This window comes from Kitasatospora sp. NPDC087271 (assembly GCF_044744605.1).
Classification (GTDB): domain Bacteria; phylum Actinomycetota; class Actinomycetes; order Streptomycetales; family Streptomycetaceae; genus Kitasatospora.
In genome coordinates, this window is sequence record NZ_JBIUYQ010000001.1 from 344,459 (window position 1) to 361,211 (window position 16,753).

Annotated in this window: 18 protein-coding genes; 10 read left to right on the top strand and 8 right to left on the bottom strand. The window is 73.8% G+C overall.

Going from position 1 to position 16,753, the window contains the following annotated elements:
• Nucleotides 1-90 precede the first annotated feature (90 nt).
• The 9 genes from ACIO9K_RS01500 to ACIO9K_RS01540 all read left to right on the top strand — a co-directional run bounded on the left by ACIO9K_RS01500 (nucleotide 91) and on the right by ACIO9K_RS01540 (nucleotide 8,681).
• The gene (locus tag ACIO9K_RS01500; protein ID WP_106981192.1) at nucleotides 91-168 is read left to right on the top strand and encodes a putative leader peptide; all 78 of its coding nucleotides are present in this window, start codon (nucleotides 91-93) and stop codon (nucleotides 166-168) included.
• A gap of 194 nt (nucleotides 169-362) precedes the next feature.
• Nucleotides 363-935, top strand: coding sequence for a cysteine dioxygenase (locus ACIO9K_RS01505; RefSeq protein ID WP_400325970.1), 573 nt, complete (start codon nucleotides 363-365; stop codon nucleotides 933-935).
• Nucleotides 929-1,315 carry a rhodanese-like domain-containing protein gene (locus ACIO9K_RS01510; protein WP_400325973.1) on the top strand — a complete coding sequence of 129 codons (387 nt, stop codon included), beginning with the start codon at nucleotides 929-931 and terminating at the stop codon, nucleotides 1,313-1,315. The genes ACIO9K_RS01505 and ACIO9K_RS01510 overlap by 7 nt, the downstream gene beginning before the upstream one ends.
• A gap of 398 nt (nucleotides 1,316-1,713) precedes the next feature.
• Nucleotides 1,714-2,871, top strand: coding sequence for an ABC transporter ATP-binding protein (locus ACIO9K_RS01515; protein ID WP_400325975.1), 1,158 nt, complete (start codon nucleotides 1,714-1,716; stop codon nucleotides 2,869-2,871).
• Nucleotides 2,861-3,529 carry an ABC transporter permease gene (locus tag ACIO9K_RS01520; RefSeq protein ID WP_363616564.1) on the top strand — a complete coding sequence of 223 codons (669 nt, stop codon included), beginning with the start codon at nucleotides 2,861-2,863 and terminating at the stop codon, nucleotides 3,527-3,529. The genes ACIO9K_RS01515 and ACIO9K_RS01520 overlap by 11 nt, the downstream gene beginning before the upstream one ends.
• A complete protein-coding gene (locus tag ACIO9K_RS01525) occupies nucleotides 3,526-4,203 on the top strand; it encodes an ABC transporter permease (RefSeq protein WP_363616562.1) in 678 nt (225 codons plus the stop codon). The genes ACIO9K_RS01520 and ACIO9K_RS01525 overlap by 4 nt, the downstream gene beginning before the upstream one ends.
• A 39-nt stretch (nucleotides 4,204-4,242) precedes the next feature.
• Nucleotides 4,243-5,184 (top strand): ABC transporter substrate-binding protein, encoded by a 942-nt coding sequence (locus ACIO9K_RS01530; protein ID WP_350875079.1) that lies wholly within the window; start codon nucleotides 4,243-4,245, stop codon nucleotides 5,182-5,184.
• A 210-nt stretch (nucleotides 5,185-5,394) separates the two neighbouring features.
• Nucleotides 5,395-5,985 (top strand): hypothetical protein, encoded by a 591-nt coding sequence (locus ACIO9K_RS01535; RefSeq protein ID WP_363616560.1) that lies wholly within the window; start codon nucleotides 5,395-5,397, stop codon nucleotides 5,983-5,985.
• A gap of 638 nt (nucleotides 5,986-6,623) precedes the next feature.
• Complete coding sequence (locus tag ACIO9K_RS01540) at nucleotides 6,624-8,681, top strand: glycosyl hydrolase family 18 protein (protein ID WP_363616558.1); 2,058 nt, start codon at nucleotides 6,624-6,626, stop codon at nucleotides 8,679-8,681.
• Between the two features lie 167 nt (nucleotides 8,682-8,848).
• On the opposite strand, the gene ACIO9K_RS01545 is transcribed toward ACIO9K_RS01540, so the two are convergent.
• The 6 genes from ACIO9K_RS01545 to ACIO9K_RS01570 all read right to left on the bottom strand — a co-directional run bounded on the left by ACIO9K_RS01545 (nucleotide 8,849) and on the right by ACIO9K_RS01570 (nucleotide 14,921).
• Complete coding sequence (locus tag ACIO9K_RS01545; RefSeq protein ID WP_363616556.1) at nucleotides 8,849-10,141, bottom strand: multidrug effflux MFS transporter; 1,293 nt, start codon at nucleotides 10,139-10,141, stop codon at nucleotides 8,849-8,851.
• 356 nt (nucleotides 10,142-10,497) lie between these two features.
• Entirely contained in the window at nucleotides 10,498-10,980 is a 483-nt protein-coding gene (locus ACIO9K_RS01550) for a hypothetical protein (RefSeq protein ID WP_363579474.1), read from the bottom strand.
• Between the two features lie 419 nt (nucleotides 10,981-11,399).
• Nucleotides 11,400-12,296 (bottom strand): alkaline phosphatase family protein, encoded by an 897-nt coding sequence (locus tag ACIO9K_RS01555; protein ID WP_400325982.1) that lies wholly within the window; start codon nucleotides 12,294-12,296, stop codon nucleotides 11,400-11,402.
• Between the two features lie 127 nt (nucleotides 12,297-12,423).
• Complete coding sequence (locus ACIO9K_RS01560) at nucleotides 12,424-13,197, bottom strand: ATP-grasp domain-containing protein (protein ID WP_400326633.1); 774 nt, start codon at nucleotides 13,195-13,197, stop codon at nucleotides 12,424-12,426.
• Between the two features lie 101 nt (nucleotides 13,198-13,298).
• On the bottom strand, nucleotides 13,299-13,679 hold the full coding sequence (locus tag ACIO9K_RS01565) for an ADP-ribosylation/crystallin J1 (protein WP_400325985.1): 381 nt from the start codon (nucleotides 13,677-13,679) through the stop codon (nucleotides 13,299-13,301).
• Nucleotides 13,680-13,742: 63 nt separating this feature from the next.
• Nucleotides 13,743-14,921: an acyl-CoA dehydrogenase family protein gene (locus tag ACIO9K_RS01570; RefSeq protein WP_363616548.1), complete on the bottom strand. Its 1,179-nt coding sequence runs from the start codon at nucleotides 14,919-14,921 to the stop codon at nucleotides 13,743-13,745.
• Between the two features lie 117 nt (nucleotides 14,922-15,038).
• On the opposite strand from ACIO9K_RS01570, the gene ACIO9K_RS01575 reads away from it, so the two are divergent.
• On the top strand, nucleotides 15,039-15,578 hold the full coding sequence (locus ACIO9K_RS01575; protein ID WP_363616546.1) for a GNAT family N-acetyltransferase: 540 nt from the start codon (nucleotides 15,039-15,041) through the stop codon (nucleotides 15,576-15,578).
• Between the two features lie 11 nt (nucleotides 15,579-15,589).
• On the opposite strand, the gene ACIO9K_RS01580 is transcribed toward ACIO9K_RS01575, so the two are convergent.
• Nucleotides 15,590-15,898 (bottom strand): AzlD domain-containing protein, encoded by a 309-nt coding sequence (locus ACIO9K_RS01580; RefSeq protein WP_063349896.1) that lies wholly within the window; start codon nucleotides 15,896-15,898, stop codon nucleotides 15,590-15,592.
• Complete coding sequence (locus ACIO9K_RS01585; protein WP_400325990.1) at nucleotides 15,898-16,737, bottom strand: AzlC family ABC transporter permease; 840 nt, start codon at nucleotides 16,735-16,737, stop codon at nucleotides 15,898-15,900. The genes ACIO9K_RS01580 and ACIO9K_RS01585 overlap by 1 nt, the downstream gene beginning before the upstream one ends.
• Nucleotides 16,738-16,753: the final 16 nt, after the last annotated feature.

Sequence of the window (16,753 nt, forward strand, 5' to 3'; positions counted from 1 at the left end):
CGGCCGGGGGTGGAGCAGTGCGGCGCAGCCGGCGGCGGCCGGCCCCATCCGGCTTGACTTCGTCCGGTTGGCTCGGGAAGGATCCGGCGCATGGACACCGGCACCACTCTGGTCTGCCGCCTGCACGTCGATCTGCGACGCCAGGCGAGTTCCATCTGTGCCTGTTGACCTTGACTCTCCCCGCTGCCCCCGCCCTGTGACGTCCACCAGGGCCCGCGCCGCACACCCGCACCCAGCGTTCTGATTCCCGCCCCGCCCGGCGCATCCGCGCGTGCCGTGCCGCTCCGTCGGCCCGCGCCCTCGCCCGCCGCCGGACCAGGGCGCACCCCGCCGACGTTCCCGCTGCACCCGAGGACGCCCCCATGAGCCTGAACCTCGCCCCCGACGAACCCGCTGCCGCCCAAGCCCCGGCACCGGCACCGGCACCGGCACCGGCCAGAACAGCCAAGGCCGCCGCCACCGCCACCGAGGAGACCCGCGCGCCGCTCACCCCGAGCGCCCTGCGCACCGTCGTCCGCGAACTGGCCGAACAGCCCGACCAGTGGATCCACCTCGTCCGGCTCTCCACCGAGGAGCGCTGGTACCGGCGGCTGGTGGCCGACGACGACCACGAGGTGTGGCTGATCAGCTGGCTGCCCGGCCAGTCCACCGGCTTCCACGACCACGGCGGCTCGCGCGGCGCGTTCACCGTCGCCCTCGGCGAGCTGGAGGAGCTGTCCCTCGGCGGGCCGGAGCAGGGCCTGCTGATCCGCCGGGTCCCGGCCGGCACCGCCCGCGCCTTCGGCCCCGAGTACGTGCACGACGTGCGCAACACCGCGTCCGGCCCGGCCGTGACCCTGCACGCCTACTCGCCCCCGCTGGGCTCGATGGCGCACTACGACCTGCGGGCCGGCGGGCTCGTCCGCACCTCGGAGGAAGGACCGGAGCAATGGTGACCACGATCGACGACCTGGTGGAGCGGGCCCGCGAGGGGGTCCACCGTCCGCGTGCCCGGGAGGCGTACCAGTCGCAGCTGGACGGCGCGCTGCTGGTGGACATCCGTCCGGCGGCGCAGCGGGCGGCGGAGGGGGAGATCCCCGGCTCGCTGATCATCGAGCGCAACGTCCTGGAGTGGCGGCTGGACCCGACGGGCAGTCACCGGATCCCCGAGGCGTCGGGTTACGACGTCGAGGTGATCGTGGTCTGCTCGGAGGGGTACGCCTCCAGCCTGGCGGCGGCCTCGCTGCGCGAGCTGGGGCTGCACCGGGCGACCGATCTGGACGGCGGCTTCGTCGGCTGGGCGGCCTCCGGGCTGCCGACGCGCCGGAGCGGCTGAGAACCTGGAGGGCCGGGGCGCTCGGCGGCTGACGGGCTGATCGTCCGGGGCCCGAGCCCTCGACCCGCCGTCAGGGTGTCCGTGTCCCGCCCCTCTGACCTGCCGGAACGTCGGGCGCCCGGTCGGCCGGGGCCGTCCGGAGGCGGGGTCCGGGCCCCGTGCCGGGTGGTAAGTGAGAGACAGGAGATGATGCAGGTCATAGTCTGATCAGAGTTTCCGCCGGTCCGAAGCTGGGCAGCCACGCGGGCGGAAGAACGCCCGGGCGGTCGATCCGACAGACGCCGTCACGGCAGCGGCCGGTACGGCCCACGCCGTCGCCGCTTGTCGACGAACCGCCATCAACCGTACGACCGAAACAGGCGCCGCCTCCCCGGGGCGCCCTGACGAGGAAACTCCCCGTGATCAGATTCGAGGGCGCCGGCAAGCGCCACCCCGACGGCACCATCGCCGTCGAGGGCCTGGACCTGGACGTCCCGACCGGTCGGATAACCGTCCTGGTCGGACCGTCCGGGTGTGGCAAGACCACCCTGCTGCGCATGGTCAACCGGATGGTCGAGCCGACCTCGGGCCGGGTGCTGCTGGACGACACGGACGTCGCCGAACTGGAGCCCGCCAAGCTGCGCCGTGGCATCGGCTACGTGATCCAGCAGGCCGGCCTGTTCCCGCACCGCAAGGTGATCGACAACGTCGCCACCGTGCCCTACCTGCTCGGCTGGGACCGCAAGAAGGCCCGCGCCCGGGCCGCCGAACTGCTCGAACTGGTCGGGCTCGCTCCCGAGACCGGCAAGCGGTACCCGTTCCAGCTGTCCGGCGGCCAGCAGCAGCGGGTGGGCGTGGCCCGCGCCCTCGCGGCCGACCCGCCGGTGCTGCTGATGGACGAGCCGTTCAGCGCCGTCGACCCGGTGGTGCGCGCCGGGCTCCAGGAGGAACTGCTGCGGCTCCAGTCAGAGCTGCACAAGACGGTGCTGTTCGTCACCCACGACATCGAGGAGGCCGTCCGGCTCGGCGACCAGGTGGTGGTCCTGCGCGAACACGGCCGGATCGCCCAGCTCGCCGACCCGCACACCCTGCTCACCACCCCCGCGGACGACGGCGTGGCCGCCTTCCTCGGCCGCGACCGGGGCCTGCGCGGCCTCGCCCTGCGCCCCGCGACCACCGTCGCCGTCCGCCCGGTGGCCGACGGGCTGCGCTACGGCGGCTGGGAGCTGGCGCTGGACGACGAGCGCCGCCCGATCGGCTGGATCGACCGCGACGCCGCCACCGCCGAGCTGCACCCGGTCTCCGGCTACCGGCCGGACGCCGACACCCTGCGCACCGCGCTGGACGCCGCCGTCCTCTCCCCCGCCGGGGCCGCCGTGGCCCTGGACGCCGACGGCCGGGCCACCGGCACCGCGAGCCGCGAGGCCGTCCTCGCCGCGCTGTCCGCCCCTGTGGCCGCCGCGGCGGCCGACGCAGCGGGCGGTGCGGGAGCCGGTGGCCCTGTGGACGCGGCGGGCGGTGCGGCAGCCGGCGCGGCGGCCGGTGACCTCACGGACGGGGCGGCCGGTGGACGGTGAACCGATCGTCCGCTGGTACTGGATCGGCGACCACCTCGGCTACCTCGGCGACCTGCTCGCCGACCACGCCGTGATCGCCCTGGTCCCGGTGCTCATCGGCCTGCTGCTGGCCGTCCCGCTGGGCCTGGCCTGCACGCGCTTCCCCCGGCTGTACCAACCGCTGTCCGCCGTCTTCAACGTCGTCTACGCGCTGCCCTCGCTGGCCGTGTTCGTGGTGCTCATCCCCTACACCGGCCTCGCCACCCAGGCCACCGTGATGATCCCGCTCACCTTCTACGCGCTCGCCGTGCTGCTGCCGACCACCGTGGACGGCCTGCGCGCCGTCCCGGACCCGGTCCGGCAGGCCGCCACCGCGATGGGGTACGGGCCGTGGCACCGGCTGACCTCCGTCGAGCTGCCCGCCGCCGTGCCGTACCTGATCGCCGGGCTGCGGGTCGCGGCGGTGTCCAGCATCTCGCTGGCCAGCGTCGGCGCGCTGATCGGGCGCGGCGGGCTCGGCTACCTGTTCATCGACGGCTTCCAGCGCACGTTCCCGACCCCGATCGTGGCCGGCATCGCGCTGATCGCCGCCCTCGCGCTGGCCGTCGACCTGCTGCTGGTGGGCGCCCGCCGGCTGCTCGCGCCCTGGGCCGTCCGGGAGAAGGGAGCCGGTTCGTGAACTGGCTGAACTGGCTGGGCGACTTCTTCTCCGCCCCCGACCACCGCAGCGGCCCGGACTCGATCGTGCACCGGATCACCGAGCACCTGGTGCTCTCCGGCGAGGCCCTGCTGTGCGCGGCGCTGCTCGCCGTGCCGCTCGGGCTGCTGATCGGTTACACCGGGCGCGGCGTCACGCTCGTGACGGCCTTCGCCGGTGCCACCCGCGCCCTGCCGACGCTCGGCCTGGTGACGCTGGCGGTGCTGCTCGGCGGGGTCGGGGACACGGCCGTGCTGATCCCGCTGGTCGCGCTCGCCGCGCCGCCGCTGCTGGTGGCCGCCGTCGAGGGGGTGCGCGGCACCGACCCGGACGTCCGGGACGCGGCGCGCGGCATCGGGCTGACCCACCCGCAGGTGCTGTGGCAGGTCTGCCTGCCGTCCGGGGCGCCGACCCTGCTGGCGGGCTTTCGCACCGCGACCGTCCAGGTGATCGCGACCGCCACCGTGGCCGCGTACGTCGGCCTGGGCGGCCTCGGCCGCTACGTCATCGACGGACTGGCCACCCGCAAGTACGCCGTCACCGTCGGCGGCGCGCTGCTGGTGGTGCTGCTCGCGGTCGGCGCCCAGCTGTTCTTCGCCCTGCTCGCCCGGTACGCGCTCCCGCCCGGGATGCGCGCCCAGCGCCGGGCCCGCTGAACCTCGTTCCCCATCCTCTCCGGAAGGACATCTGTCACCATGTCGACAAACCACGGAAGCAGGCGCGCCGTCGTCCTCGGCACGCTCGCCGCACTCGCCCTCGGCGCCACCGCCTGCGGCTCCTCCGGCGGCGGCGACCCGCTCGGCGGCGGCTCCGCGGCGGGCTCCCCCGCCGCCTCGGGCGCCGGCGCCGGCTCGACGGTGGTCGTCGGCTCGGCGAACTTCCCGGAGAACGTGCTGCTCGGCTCGATCTACTCGCAGGCCCTCAAGGCCAAGGGCGTCAAGGTCGAGGAGAAGTTCAACATCGGCAGCCGCGAGGTGCTCTACGGGCAGCTCCAGAGCGGCAGCCTGAGCGTCCTGCCCGAGTACAACGGCTCGCTGCTCGCCTACCTGGACGCCAAGTCCACCGCCGCCACCACCGAGGAGGTGAACGCGGCGCTGGCCAAGACGCTGCCCGCCGCGCTGGGGATCCTCGACTCATCCCCCGCCGAGGACAAGGACTCGCTCAGCGTCACCCAGGAGAACGCCGACAAGTACGGCCTCAAGAGCATCGCCGACCTGGCCGCCAAGGCGGGCGAGTTCACGATAGGCGGTCCGCCGGAGTTCAAGTCCCGCCGCGAGCAGCAGCTCAAGGACGTCTACGGGCTGAACTTCAAGGAGTGGAAGCCCACCGGCGACGCCACCGCGAACGCGCTCAAGGACGGCACCATCCAGGTCGGCAACGTGTTCACCACCGACCCGAAGATCGTCCAGCTGAAGCTCGTCCCGCTGACCGACCCGAAGAACCTCTTCGGCGCGCAGAACGTCACCCCGCTGGTCAACAAGGCGAGCGTGAACCCCACCGCGACGGCGGCCCTCAACGCGGTCTCGGCCAAGCTCGACACGGCGGGGCTGACGGCGCTGATGAAGCGCGTCGCGATCGACAAGGACGACCCGTCGGCGGTGGCCAAGGACTGGCTGAAGGCCAACGGCCTCGGCTGACCACGCCTCGGCCGGCCCCTTGGCCGTGCCCGGTCGCGCCCCGGCCGTTCCTTGCTGGCGCCTCGCCCGCGCCCCGGCCGTGCCTCGCTGGCGCCTCGCCCGTGTCTTGCGAACGCGGCGAGTCGGCGGCCCGGGAGGTCACCCTCCCGGGCCGTCCGCGCTCGCGGGAGGATCTTCCCTTCGGCGCCGCGGACATGACAGTGTGACGCCATGCGCACTCGTCTCCTCGCCGCCACCCTCACGGCATTCGCCGCGGTGAGCCTCGCTGCCTGCTCCAGCTCCGGACCGGGCCCCCACCCGGCCACCGCCGCGGCCGGCTCCCCCACCACCCCGGCCGCCGCCTCGGCTCCCGCCCCCGGCACCGCCTCGACGCCGCCGGCGCCCGAGTCGCCCTCGGCCTCCGCGCCCGACCCGGCCGCCTCCCCCTCGGCGCCCGCGCCCGACAGCCCCTCGGCCCCCGCCCCGGACTCCGGTTCCCCCGGAGCCCCCGCCCCGGCCAAGCCCACGCCCCCCAGCGACGCCGGCCTGCCCGGAAAGCCGGGCACCGACCTGACCGGCAAGCTGGTCGCCGCGCTGGACGCGATCGACCCGGCAATCGTCGGCGGCAAGCCGGACCAGGCCGTGGACCGGGCCCGGAACCAGTGCCAGGCGCTGTTCCAGTTCCCCAAGGACAAGTCCAAGCTGGTCGAGCTGGCCAACCAGCGCTTCACCTCGCCCGACCACCCGCAGGGCTTCGGACCGGACACCGCCGCGAAGATCAACGACGCGCTGCGGACCACCCTCTGCCCGCCGCCGGCGTGACCCGGAGCGTCCACCCGAACCGCCCGGTGTCCTGAGCACCGGGCCGCCGTGGCCGCGCTCCCGCCGACGGGCGCGCGGCCACGGCACCTTCGCTCTTCGGCGGATCCGTCCTTCGGCGCATCCGCCCTTCGGCAGCGCGGCCGACCCGCCCCACCGGCCACCTCCGCCGCACCGCCCACCTCCACAGCCCCGGCCGCACCGCGCACACCCGGCCGATCGGACGGCCCTTCGGCCACGAGGGCGGTGTGTTGACGAACTGTTAGGTCTCTTGACAGACCAGTGGTCTAGTCCAACCATAAGCATGTCGATCCGACCGGGATGCACTGTGGGGGTGTGACCACCGGCGGCTGAGGCACTGCCCTGCCCTGCCCTGTCCCGCACCACCCCCGCTCCGTACGGCGTGCGCACACGCGTACCCGCCACCCGCCTCCGCGCGAGTCGGTGGGCTTCCGCGCGCCCGCACATCCGGACACCCAGCAGTCCCGCACGTCAGCACACCCGCACGTCCGCACACCCGCACGTCCGCACACCCACACGTCCGCACGTCCGGGCCCGCGCAGCCGACCCCACACAGCCGTCGCGCCCCGATCATGCGCGCATCCCCAACGTCCCGCCCCACCACGTATGTTGGAGAATCCATGCGTCTACGCAGAACCATCCAGGCGGCCCTGACAGCCTGTGCCACGCTGGCCGCCTCGGCCGGCCTGGTCGCCGCCGGGACGGGCTCCGCCCAGGCCGCGACCCCGCTCCCCAGCCGGGTCTTCGCCCCCTACTTCGAGTCCTGGACCGGGCAGAGCCCCGCCGCCCTGGCCGCCCAGTCCGGGGCCAAGCACCTGACGATGGCGTTCCTCCAGGCCGCCACCAAGGGCTCCTGCACCCCGTACTGGAACGGCGACACCTCCAAGCCGGTCTCCTCCTCGACCTTCGGCGCCGACATCGCCACCATCCGGGCCAACGGCGGGGACGTGATCCCCTCCTTCGGCGGCTACACCGCCGACAACACGGGCACCGAACTGGCCGACAGCTGCACCGACGTCAACCAGATCGCAGCAGCCTTCGAGAACCTCGTCACCACCTACGACGTCAGCCGGATCGACCTCGACATCGAGGACAACTCGCTGACCAACACGGCCGGAATCGACCGCCGCAACAAGGCGATCAAGATCGTGCAGGACTGGGCCGCCGCCAACGGGCGGAACGTCCAGTTCTCCTACACGCTGCCGACCACCACCACCGGGCTCGCCTCCAGCGGTCTCGCCGTGCTGAAGAACGCGGTCAGCAACAACGCCCGGATCGACGTCGTCAACATGATGACCTTCGACTACTACGACGGCGCCACCCACGACATGGCGGCCGACACCCAGACCTCCGCGCAGGGCCTCTACAACCAGCTCGCCAAGCTCTACCCGTCCAAGACCCCCGCCCAGCTGTGGGGTTCGATCGGGATCACCGAGATGCCCGGCATCGACGACTACGGCGCGGCCGAGACCTTCACCGTGGCCAACGCCACCACCGTCTACAACTGGGCGGTGTCGAAGGGCATCAACACGCTGTCCTTCTGGGCGCTCCAGCGCGACAACGGCGGTTGCCCGGGCAAGGCGGGGGACGACTCCTGCTCCGGCATCAGCCAGAACACCTGGGACTTCACCCACATCTTCGCGCCGTTCACCAGCGGCTCGACGGTGACCAACGACTTCTCCGTGGCCGTCAACCCCAACTCCGCGACGGTCACCGCCGGTTCGTCCACGTCGGCGGCCGTCGCCACGGCAGTGACGGCGGGCTCGGCGCAGAGCCTCAACCTGTCGGTCAGCGGCGCCCCGGCCGGCGTCACCGCCACCGTCACCCCCGGCAGCGTCACCGCCGGCACCGGCGCCACCCTCAACGTCACCACCACCTCGGCGGTGGCGCCCGGGAGTTACCAGCTGACGGTCACCGGCAGCGCGGCCTCCGGCAGTCACACCGGCGTCTTCACCCTGAACGTCACGGGCACCCAGCCCGGCAACGACTTCTCGGTCGCGGTGAACCCGAACTCCGGTACCGTGGCCGCTGGTTCGTCCACGTCGGCGGCCGTCGCCACGGCAGTGACGGCGGGCTCGGCGCAGAGCCTCAACCTGTCGGTCAGCGGCGCCCCGGCCGGCGTCACCGCCACCGTCACCCCCGGCAGCGTCACCGCCGGCACCGGCGCCACCCTCAACATCGCCACCACCTCGGCCACCACGGCGGGCAGCTACCCGCTCACCGTGACCGCCACCGGGCCGTCCGGCACCCACACCGCCACGTACGCGCTGACCGTCACCGGGACGACCCCGCCGCCGACCGGCCTGGTCAACGGCGGTCTGGAGACCGGCAGCCTCGCCCCGTGGACCTGCCAGAGCGGCGGCGCCGTGGTCTCCACCCCGGTCCACTCCGGCTCCTACGCGCTCCAGGCGGCGGCGACCGCCGGCCAGACCGGCGAGTGCTCGCAGACCGTCACGCTGAAGGCCAACACCAGCTACACGCTGAGTGGCTGGGTGCAGGGCAACTACGCGTACCTCGGCGTCAGCGGTGACGCCACCGCCAGCTCCTGGACCAACGCCTCCGGCTGGACCAAGCTGACCGTCCCCTTCACCACCGGCGCCTCCGGCACCGTCACCGTGTACCTGCACGGCTGGTACGGCCAGGGCAACGTCTTCGGCGACGACTTCTCGATCGCCTGAGCTGCGCGCGACGCCCGACGCCCGACGCCCGACGGCTGACCGCTGACGGCTGACGGCTGACGGCTGACGGCTGACAGGGAACGAATAACAGATAACAGCTGACAGATTTCATCATCTGTCAGCTGTTATCTGTTTTCTGCCTGTTGTTCGTCGCCGGCCGGCGGCCGTCAGCTCCCGGCCACCACCTCGACCTCCGCCGTTCTCATCCGCCCGGGCCGACACAGCGTCACGTACGCCGCCATCGCCAGCACCCCGCTCGCCAGGACGACCACCGCCAGCAGCACCGCCGACGGCCGGCCGCCGAGGCTGCTCAGCGGTGCGACCACCGCCCCGCACAGGAAGTTGCCGGTGCCGAGCAGCGCCGACGCCGTCCCGGCCGCCCGCGGCTCGACCAGGCTGAGCGCCTGCGCGGCCGTGTTCGGCAGGACCACACCCATGCTGCCCATCATCACGAACAACGGCGGGCAGAACCCGACCAGCCCGAAGTCCCAGACCGCCGTCAGCAGCACCAGCGCCACCCCGGCGACCACCGCCGTCGCCAGCCCGGCCAGCATCAGCCCCCGCGGGGCGAAGCGGCGCGCGAGCACCCGTCCGTTCAACTGCGTCATGACGACGATGGCCAGCGAGTTCGCCCCGAACAGCAGGCTGTAGGTCTGCGGCGAGACCTGGTACACGTGCTGAAGCACCGTGGACGACCCGCTGATGTAGCCGAACAGCGCACCGAAGGCGAAGGCGCTGGTCAGCGCCAGCCCGAGGAACGGCAGGTTGCGCAGCAACCGCCCCATCGTGCGCAGCGCCGCGCCCACCCCGCCGGTGCCCCGGTTCTGCGTCGGCAGGGTCTCGCGCAGCGCCCCGAAGGCGGCCAGGGTCAGGAGCAGCCCGAGCGCGGTCAGCGCGCCGAAGGTGCCGCGCCACGAGGTGAACCGCATCAGTTGCGCGCCGAGGATCGGGGCGAGGATCGGCGCCAGCCCGGATATCAGCGCGATGGAGGCCAGGAACCGCAGCATCGCGACGCCCTGGAAGCGGTCCCGGGCGACGGCCCGGCCGATGACCAGCCCGGCGGATCCGGCCGCGCCCTGGATGAAGCGGGCGATGATCAGCACCGTCAGGCTCGGCGCGATCACGCACACGACGCTGGCCAGGGTGTAGAGGACGAGCCCCGCGAGCAGCGGCGGGCGGCGGCCGTAGCGGTCGCTGAGCGGTCCGAAGAGCAACTGCCCGGCCGCGACCCCGAACATGGAGAAGGTGAGGGTGAGCTGGACGGCGGCCGGTTCGGCGACCAGGTCGTCGGCGATCTCGGGCAGCCCGGGCAGGTAGAGGTCGGTGGTGAGCGGGCCGAGCGCCACGAGACCGCCCAGGACGGCGATGGTGGCCCGGCCGGGGCGGGACTGGCCGGTGGTGGGGGCGGCGGAGGGAGCGGTCGACGTGTCGCCGGCAGGGCCGACGGTCGGGCCGGGCATGGGGCTCCTCACGGAACGGGGAACGGGACGGGACGGCAGCGGGACGGGTTTGTCCACGCTCCGTCCTATCGCAGCCCCGGCCGTTTCCGACAGCGGGGGCCCTCCCGCTGGTCCACCGTCGGCCACACCGACGGCACCCGCGCACGACGACGGCCCGCCCGCACCTGTCGGTGCCCGGCGGGCCGGTCGGAGCCTGACGGCGTACTCGGAGCCTCACGGCTTGCTCGGTGCGGGCACCCGGCGCGGTGCGCGGAACCCGGCGCAGCGCAGGGTGCCCGGCTCAGTGCAGGGTGCCCGGCTCAGTGCAGGGTGCCCGGCTCAGTGCAGGGTGCCCGGCTCAGTGCAGGGTGCCCGGCTCAGTGCTTGGTGGGCCGCTCCGCGCGCAGGGCCGCCTGCACCGCCGCGCCGTCCTGCCACGCGTAGAGCTGGTTGCCGGTGAGCGTCACGTTGTAGTGCCCGCAGGTGCCACTGGCCTTGGCCGCGACGCCCTCGGGGAACCAGCCGGCCTTGAGCGACAGCGGCACCGAGTGCGCGGACTTGCCGGGCAGGCCGGTGCTGCAGCCGACGGGCAGCCGACCTTCCGGGAGGGTGGCGCGCAGCAGGCGGTCGTCGCCGGTGGTGGACATCAGGTACTTCACCGAAGAGGCGTTGTCGGGCAGCCAGGTCGGCATCGAACGGCGCTCGGCCTTGGCCTGGCTGCCGGTGTCGTAGGTGGCCTGCTCCTGGTGGCGTCCGTCGTACCACTCGGACACCCTCGGGCCGATTGCCACGGCCGCCACGGCGACGGCCATGCCGGTGCCCGCGACTCCCAGTGCGACCTTGCTCACGATGCCCTTCATGCCCGTCTGTCCTCTCCGTCTCCGGTTCCGGTCCGGTCGGCGAGGTCTGCCGTCCGGGTGTATCCATCGTGGCCCTTGCCGTCCCTCCGGAGCGTCACCACGAGGTCGCGATCTTGTCTCCATCCCACGGGGTACCGTCTCCACCTTCAGAGGTATGTCCAGCGACCCGGTCTCGGGGTTACACGGTGGGGCGCCCAGGCTGGCACACCGTCTTCGAGTGCCGCCCGGGCCTCGATCGAGCGTCACTCAAGCCGGCCTCCGGCGCAGCCCGGCCTGCTGCACCCGGATGCATCAGCGCGCCCCTGAGGCGTCGTCGGTCCCGGGGTCGTCGACGGTGCCGGCCCCGGTCGGATAGCTGGTCGGATACCTGGTCGGATCGCTGGTCAGAGCACCGACCGGACCGCCGATCAGAGCTCCGGTCAGATCGGCGCCGACACCGTCTCCGGCACCGGCACCGGCCGGGCGACCGGGAAGGGCCGGCCGTCGAGGGTCCAGTGCGGGTCGATGGGGCGCAGCAGCGAGGCGTACACCTGGGCGGCGACGTCCGGGTGGCGGATCTCCCCGGTGGGCGGGCCGGCCGGGATGCCGTGCCCGGCGCAGGCGACCCAGGCCGTGCGCTCCTCGACGGTGCGGCCGCCGTGGCCGCCGGCGTCGACGTGGCCGTGGTCGGTGACGACGATGACGGTCCACTGCTCGTCGGCGTGGTCGGCGCGACCGCGCACGGCGTCGAGCAGTCGGCCGAGCCGTTCGTCGGCGGTGCGCATGGCCGCCCGGTACTCGTCGCCGCAGCCGAGGAAGTGGGCGGTCTCGTCGACGGCGCCGAGGTAGACGAAGGAGGCCTCCGGGTCGGCGGTGCCCAGGACGTGGACGGCCTCGCGGGTGACCTCCTCGTCGACGGCCTCCCAGGCTTCGGGGGTGTCCTCGGCCGGGGCGATGTACGAGAGCCGGCCGGGGGCGCGGAACAGCGGGCCGCCGGACTCGTTGATCATCAGCGGGTCCCAGCCGGCCGCGACGAAGGTGCGGCGGCGGTCACCGCGGGCGAGCCGGGTGGCGAAGTCGGGGAACACGTCGAGCCGGTTGCCGCCGAGGTGGTTGCCCCAGACGCCGTGCTTGGCGGGCTCGACGCCGGTGACGATGGTGGCCCAGCACGGCCCGGACATGGTGGGCGTGGTGTCCGCCACGGTCACCGGCACCAGGAACCCGGCCTCGGCGAGCTCCTGGAGGCGCGGCATCGGCACGTGCTCCAGGTAGTCGTGGCGGACGCCGTCGATCCCGACGACGAGCACCCGGGGGCGGGGCCACTGGGCAGCGGACATGGCGGGGGTTCCTTTCGGTCGTGCACACCCGGCCGCGCCCGCCGAGGGCGCCGCCGACCGCGCCATGCTCCACCGCCCGCCGTACCGTCCGGCATCCGCCCGCCGAACGCGGGGTGTCCGCCGGGTGTCAGGCGGCCGTACGGACGAATCGGCGGTCGACTCGGGCGAGTTGGGAGACCGGTCCGGCGGCGCGCAGCACGACGTCCAGGACGCGGTCCGGGTCGGCGGCGTAGCAGTGCGCGAACCACGGCAGGTTCGCCTCGACGACGGCCCAGTGCTCGACCGGGTCGTAGGGGTCCGCGATCGGGCCGACGTCCAGGGCGACGGCGCTGGGCAGGGTGTCGCCGACTGCCGCGAGCAGGCGCCGGGCGAAGGCGCCGGCCTCGGCGTTCAGCGGCGCCGGGTCGAGCCGGCCGAAGCGGGCGTAGCGGCTACCGGTGAGCACCTCGCCGTCGCGGACGAACAGCCGGTACTCGGCGGCGAAGGTCACCGGCTCGCTGACCAGGACGGGCGTGTCGGGGCCGATCCGGTCGCCGGTGCGCGGCAGGCGGGTGCCGTCCGGGTAGACCGCGGGCGGGAGCGACTTGTCGGCGGGTGGCTTGACGAACGCCGGGCGGCGCAGCGTCCACGCCTCGGCGAGGGTGGTGAGCTCGATCCGGCGCCGGGTGAACTCCTCGGGCAGGCGGGTGAGCCAGTCGTCGTCGGGTTCGAGCAGGGCGAGGCCGAGCGGTCCGGCGATCCGGGCCGCGGAGAGCGGGCCGCCGTACCAGTGGACGGGCCGCCCCGCGAGTCGCTCGACCGTGGCCGGGCCGTCCAGGACGGCGGTGTCGAGGCCGCGCCGGGCGGCGGCCTGGGTGAGCAGCGCGGTGGTGCTGGTCCGCTGGGCGGAGCTGAGCAGCACGTGGTCCGAGCGCACCTCGCGCGCCGTCGCTGCCGAGTGGGGCACGGTTGCGGGCGCCCCGCCCGGGCGCACCTCACCCGGGCCCGGCGCGGCGGGGCGCGTCACGGCTGGGGGCGGAACTCGTGGACGACCTCGATGCGGCCGACGATGTTCCGGTTGAACTCCGGCAACTCCTCGGCCGGGACCCAGAGTTCGAGGATCGTACGGCCGCCCGCCCGCTGCACCGGATAGCGGGCGAGGAAGGCGGTGTCGACCTCGAAGCGGGTGACGTAGCCGACGCCGGAGGCGGGGACGTTCCAGTCGCGGGCGATGCGGATCGCGTAGTCCTCGTTGAGGACGGGGTAGAAGATCGGCTGCTCGGGCAGCCGGGGCGGCCAGGCGCGCCGGCCGGACGCCTCGACCAGGGCCAGTTCCTCGGGGCCGGTGGGGCGCCAGAGGGTGGTGGTCGGGGCGGTGCCGGGCGCGGTGGGCTTGCTGTTCACGGTGGGCACGGTAGCCGGGCCGCGACGGTCCCGGCCACCGGAATTCCCGAGGTGGACGGCCCGTCAGTGGTAGGCGGACTCGCCGGTGATGGCCTCGCCCAGGATCAGGGTGTGGATCTCGCTGGTGCCCTCGTAGGTGAGCACCGACTCCAGGTTGTTGGCGTGCCGCAGCACCGGGTACTCGGTGGTGATGCCGTTGGCCCCGAGGACGGTCCGGGCGCTGCGGGCGATCTCCAGCGCCGTGCGGACGTTGTTGAGCTTGCCGAAGCTGACGTGCGGCGGGCGGGCCGCGCCCTCCTCCTTGAGCCGACCGATCCGCAGGGCGACCAGGTAGGCCTTCTCCACCTCCAGCATCATCTCGACGAGCTTGTGCTGGGTGAGCTGGAATCCGGCGATCGGGCGGCCGAACTGGATCCGGCTCTTCGCGTAGTCGAGGGCGGCGGTGTAACAGTCGCGGGCGGCGCCGACGGTGCCCCAGAGGATGCCGTAGCGGGCCTCGTTGAGGGAGGAGAGCGGTCCGCGCAGGCCGGTGACGCCCGGCAGGACGGCGTCGGCGGGCAGGACCACCTCGTCGAAGGCGAGTTCGCTCGTGACGGAGGCGCGCAGGGAGAGCTTGCCGTGCACGTCGGTGGCGGTCAGGCCGCGCGATCCGCGCTCGACCAGGAAGCCGCGCACGCCCTCCTCGGTCTGCGCCCAGACGACGGCGACGTCGGCGATGCTGCCGTTGGTGATCCACATCTTGCTGCCGGAGAGCACCCAGTCGCCGCCCTTGCGCACCGCGCGGGTCCGCATGTTCGCCGGGTCGGAGCCGAAGTCCGGCTCGGTGAGGGCGAAGCAGCCGATCAGCTCACCCGCGGCCATGCCGGGCAGCCAGCGCTGCTTCTGCTCCTCGGAACCGAAGGCGTGGATCGAGCGCATCGCGAGCGAGCCCTGCACCGAGACGAAGCTGCGCAGCCCGGAGTCGGCCGCCTCCAGCTCCATGCAGGCGACCCCGTACGCCACCGCGCCGGCGCCCGCGCAGCCGTAGCCGTCGAGGTGCATGCCGAGCACGCCGAGGGCGCCGAGTTCGGGGGCGAGTTCGCGGGCCGGGAAGACGCCGCGCTCGAACCAGTCGCCGATGTGCGGGCGGATCCGCTCCTCGGTGAACCTCCGGACGGTGTCGCGGATCAGCCGCTCCTCGTCGGAGAGCAGGTCGCCGACGGCGAGCAGGTCGGACGGGTCGATCCGGGTCGGCTTCGTCATCGAAGCTCCTTGTAGTGTCGGCGGGATATCGACGGGATCCCGGTCTCGGCGCGGTACCGGCGAGTATGGCGCAACCGCCCGGACGGTGGGCGGGCGCGAGCGAGTGAGGAAGACGACATGGCGGGCGAGGCGTACGCGGTCGGTCAGGTGACGGCGGAGGAGTTGGACGGCGCGGCGGAGGAACTGGCCGGACTGCTGGTGGACACCGTCCACGGTGGCGGGTCGATCGGCTTCCTCGCGCCGCTGGGGCGGGCCGAGGCCGTGGCGTGGTGGCGGGCGCTCGCCCCGGAGGTCGCGGCGGAGCGGCTGCTGCTGTGGACGGTCCGGGCGGAGGCCGACGGGCGGCTCGCCGGGACGATCCAGCTGCGCCCGGCGGTGCCCGCGAACGGGCGGCACCGGGGCGAGGTCGCCAAGCTGATGGTGCACCCGGCGGACCGGGGGCAGCGGCTGGCCGGGCGGCTGCTGGCGGTGCTGGAGGAGCGGGCGGCCGAGCTGGGGCTTCGGCTGCTGGTGCTGGACACCGAGACGGGCAGCCCGGCCGAGCGGCTGTACGAGGCGGCCGGGTGGACGCGGGTCGGTTCGGTGCCGGACTACGCGACCGACCCCTCGGGGCGCGCGCACCCGACGACGATCTTCTTCAAGGCGCTGGGCGGCTGACGGACCGCCCTTCACCCCACCCCGCACAGCCGCAGCAGCGCCGTCGTCGCCGCGCCCGCGACCACCACCGCCGGAAACGGCGCCCGCCGCAGCGCGAGCACACCGGCGACCAGGACGCCCGCCGGGCGGGCCCAACCGGCGAAGCCCTGGCCCTGCGTGAGGGCGCCGGTGGCGACCAGGGCGACCAGCAGGACGGCCGCGGCGACGGCGAGCAGGTGCCGCACGCGCTCCGAGAGGGCGAGCCGGTGGCCGAGGAGCGGCCCGGCGAGGCGGAAGGCGTACGTCCCGACGGCCAGCAGCAGTACGGCGTACAACGGCATCACCGGGCTTCCTCCCGCTCGATCACCGGGACGCCCGGTTCCTCGACCGGCGCCCCCTTCCGCGACTCCCACGACTCCCGCGAGTTCTGCGGCTCCCGCACCTCACGACCCTCCCGCACCTCACGACCGTCACGACCGTCACGGCCCTCGCAGCCCTCGCGACCCTCGCGCGTTCCGGGCCGCCCGGCGAACAACAGCCCGACGAGGGCGAGCAGGACGGGCAGCCCCGCCGGGACGAACGGCGTGGCCGCGACCGCGACGACGGCGCCTGCCACGGCGGCGGTACGGACGCGGCGGTCCGCGAGCGAGGGCAGCACGAGCGCGAGCAGCACGGCGGGGAAGGCCGCGTCGAGGCCCAGCGCGTCCGTGTCCCCGATCAGCCCGCCGGCCAGGGCCCCGAGGACCACCGAGACGTTCCACACCACGAACAACGCCAGTCCGCAGAGCCAGAAAGCGGCCCGTCGCCGTCGCCCGTCGTCCTGCCGCAGGACGAACGCGGCGGTCTCGTCGGTGATCAGCTGCGCGCCGAACACCCGCCGCCACCACGGGCCGTCGAGCACGTCGGCCACGGCGAAGCCGAAGGGCAGCAGCCGGGCGTTGAGCACCAGTCCGGTGGCGACGGCGGCGAGCGCACCGCCGCCGGACAGCACCACGCCCACCGCCGCGAACTGGGAGCCGCCCGCGAAGACGAGGACGGAGAGCGCGACCGGCACCCACAGGGGCAGGCCGCCGGAGGCGCTGATCGCGCCGAAGGAGGCGCCGACGAGCGCGTCGGCGAGGCAGACGAGAGCGATGTCCCGAAGGGTGGCACGCTCCAGTGTTCGGAGTATCGAACGCATGTCCACCAGCCTGAAC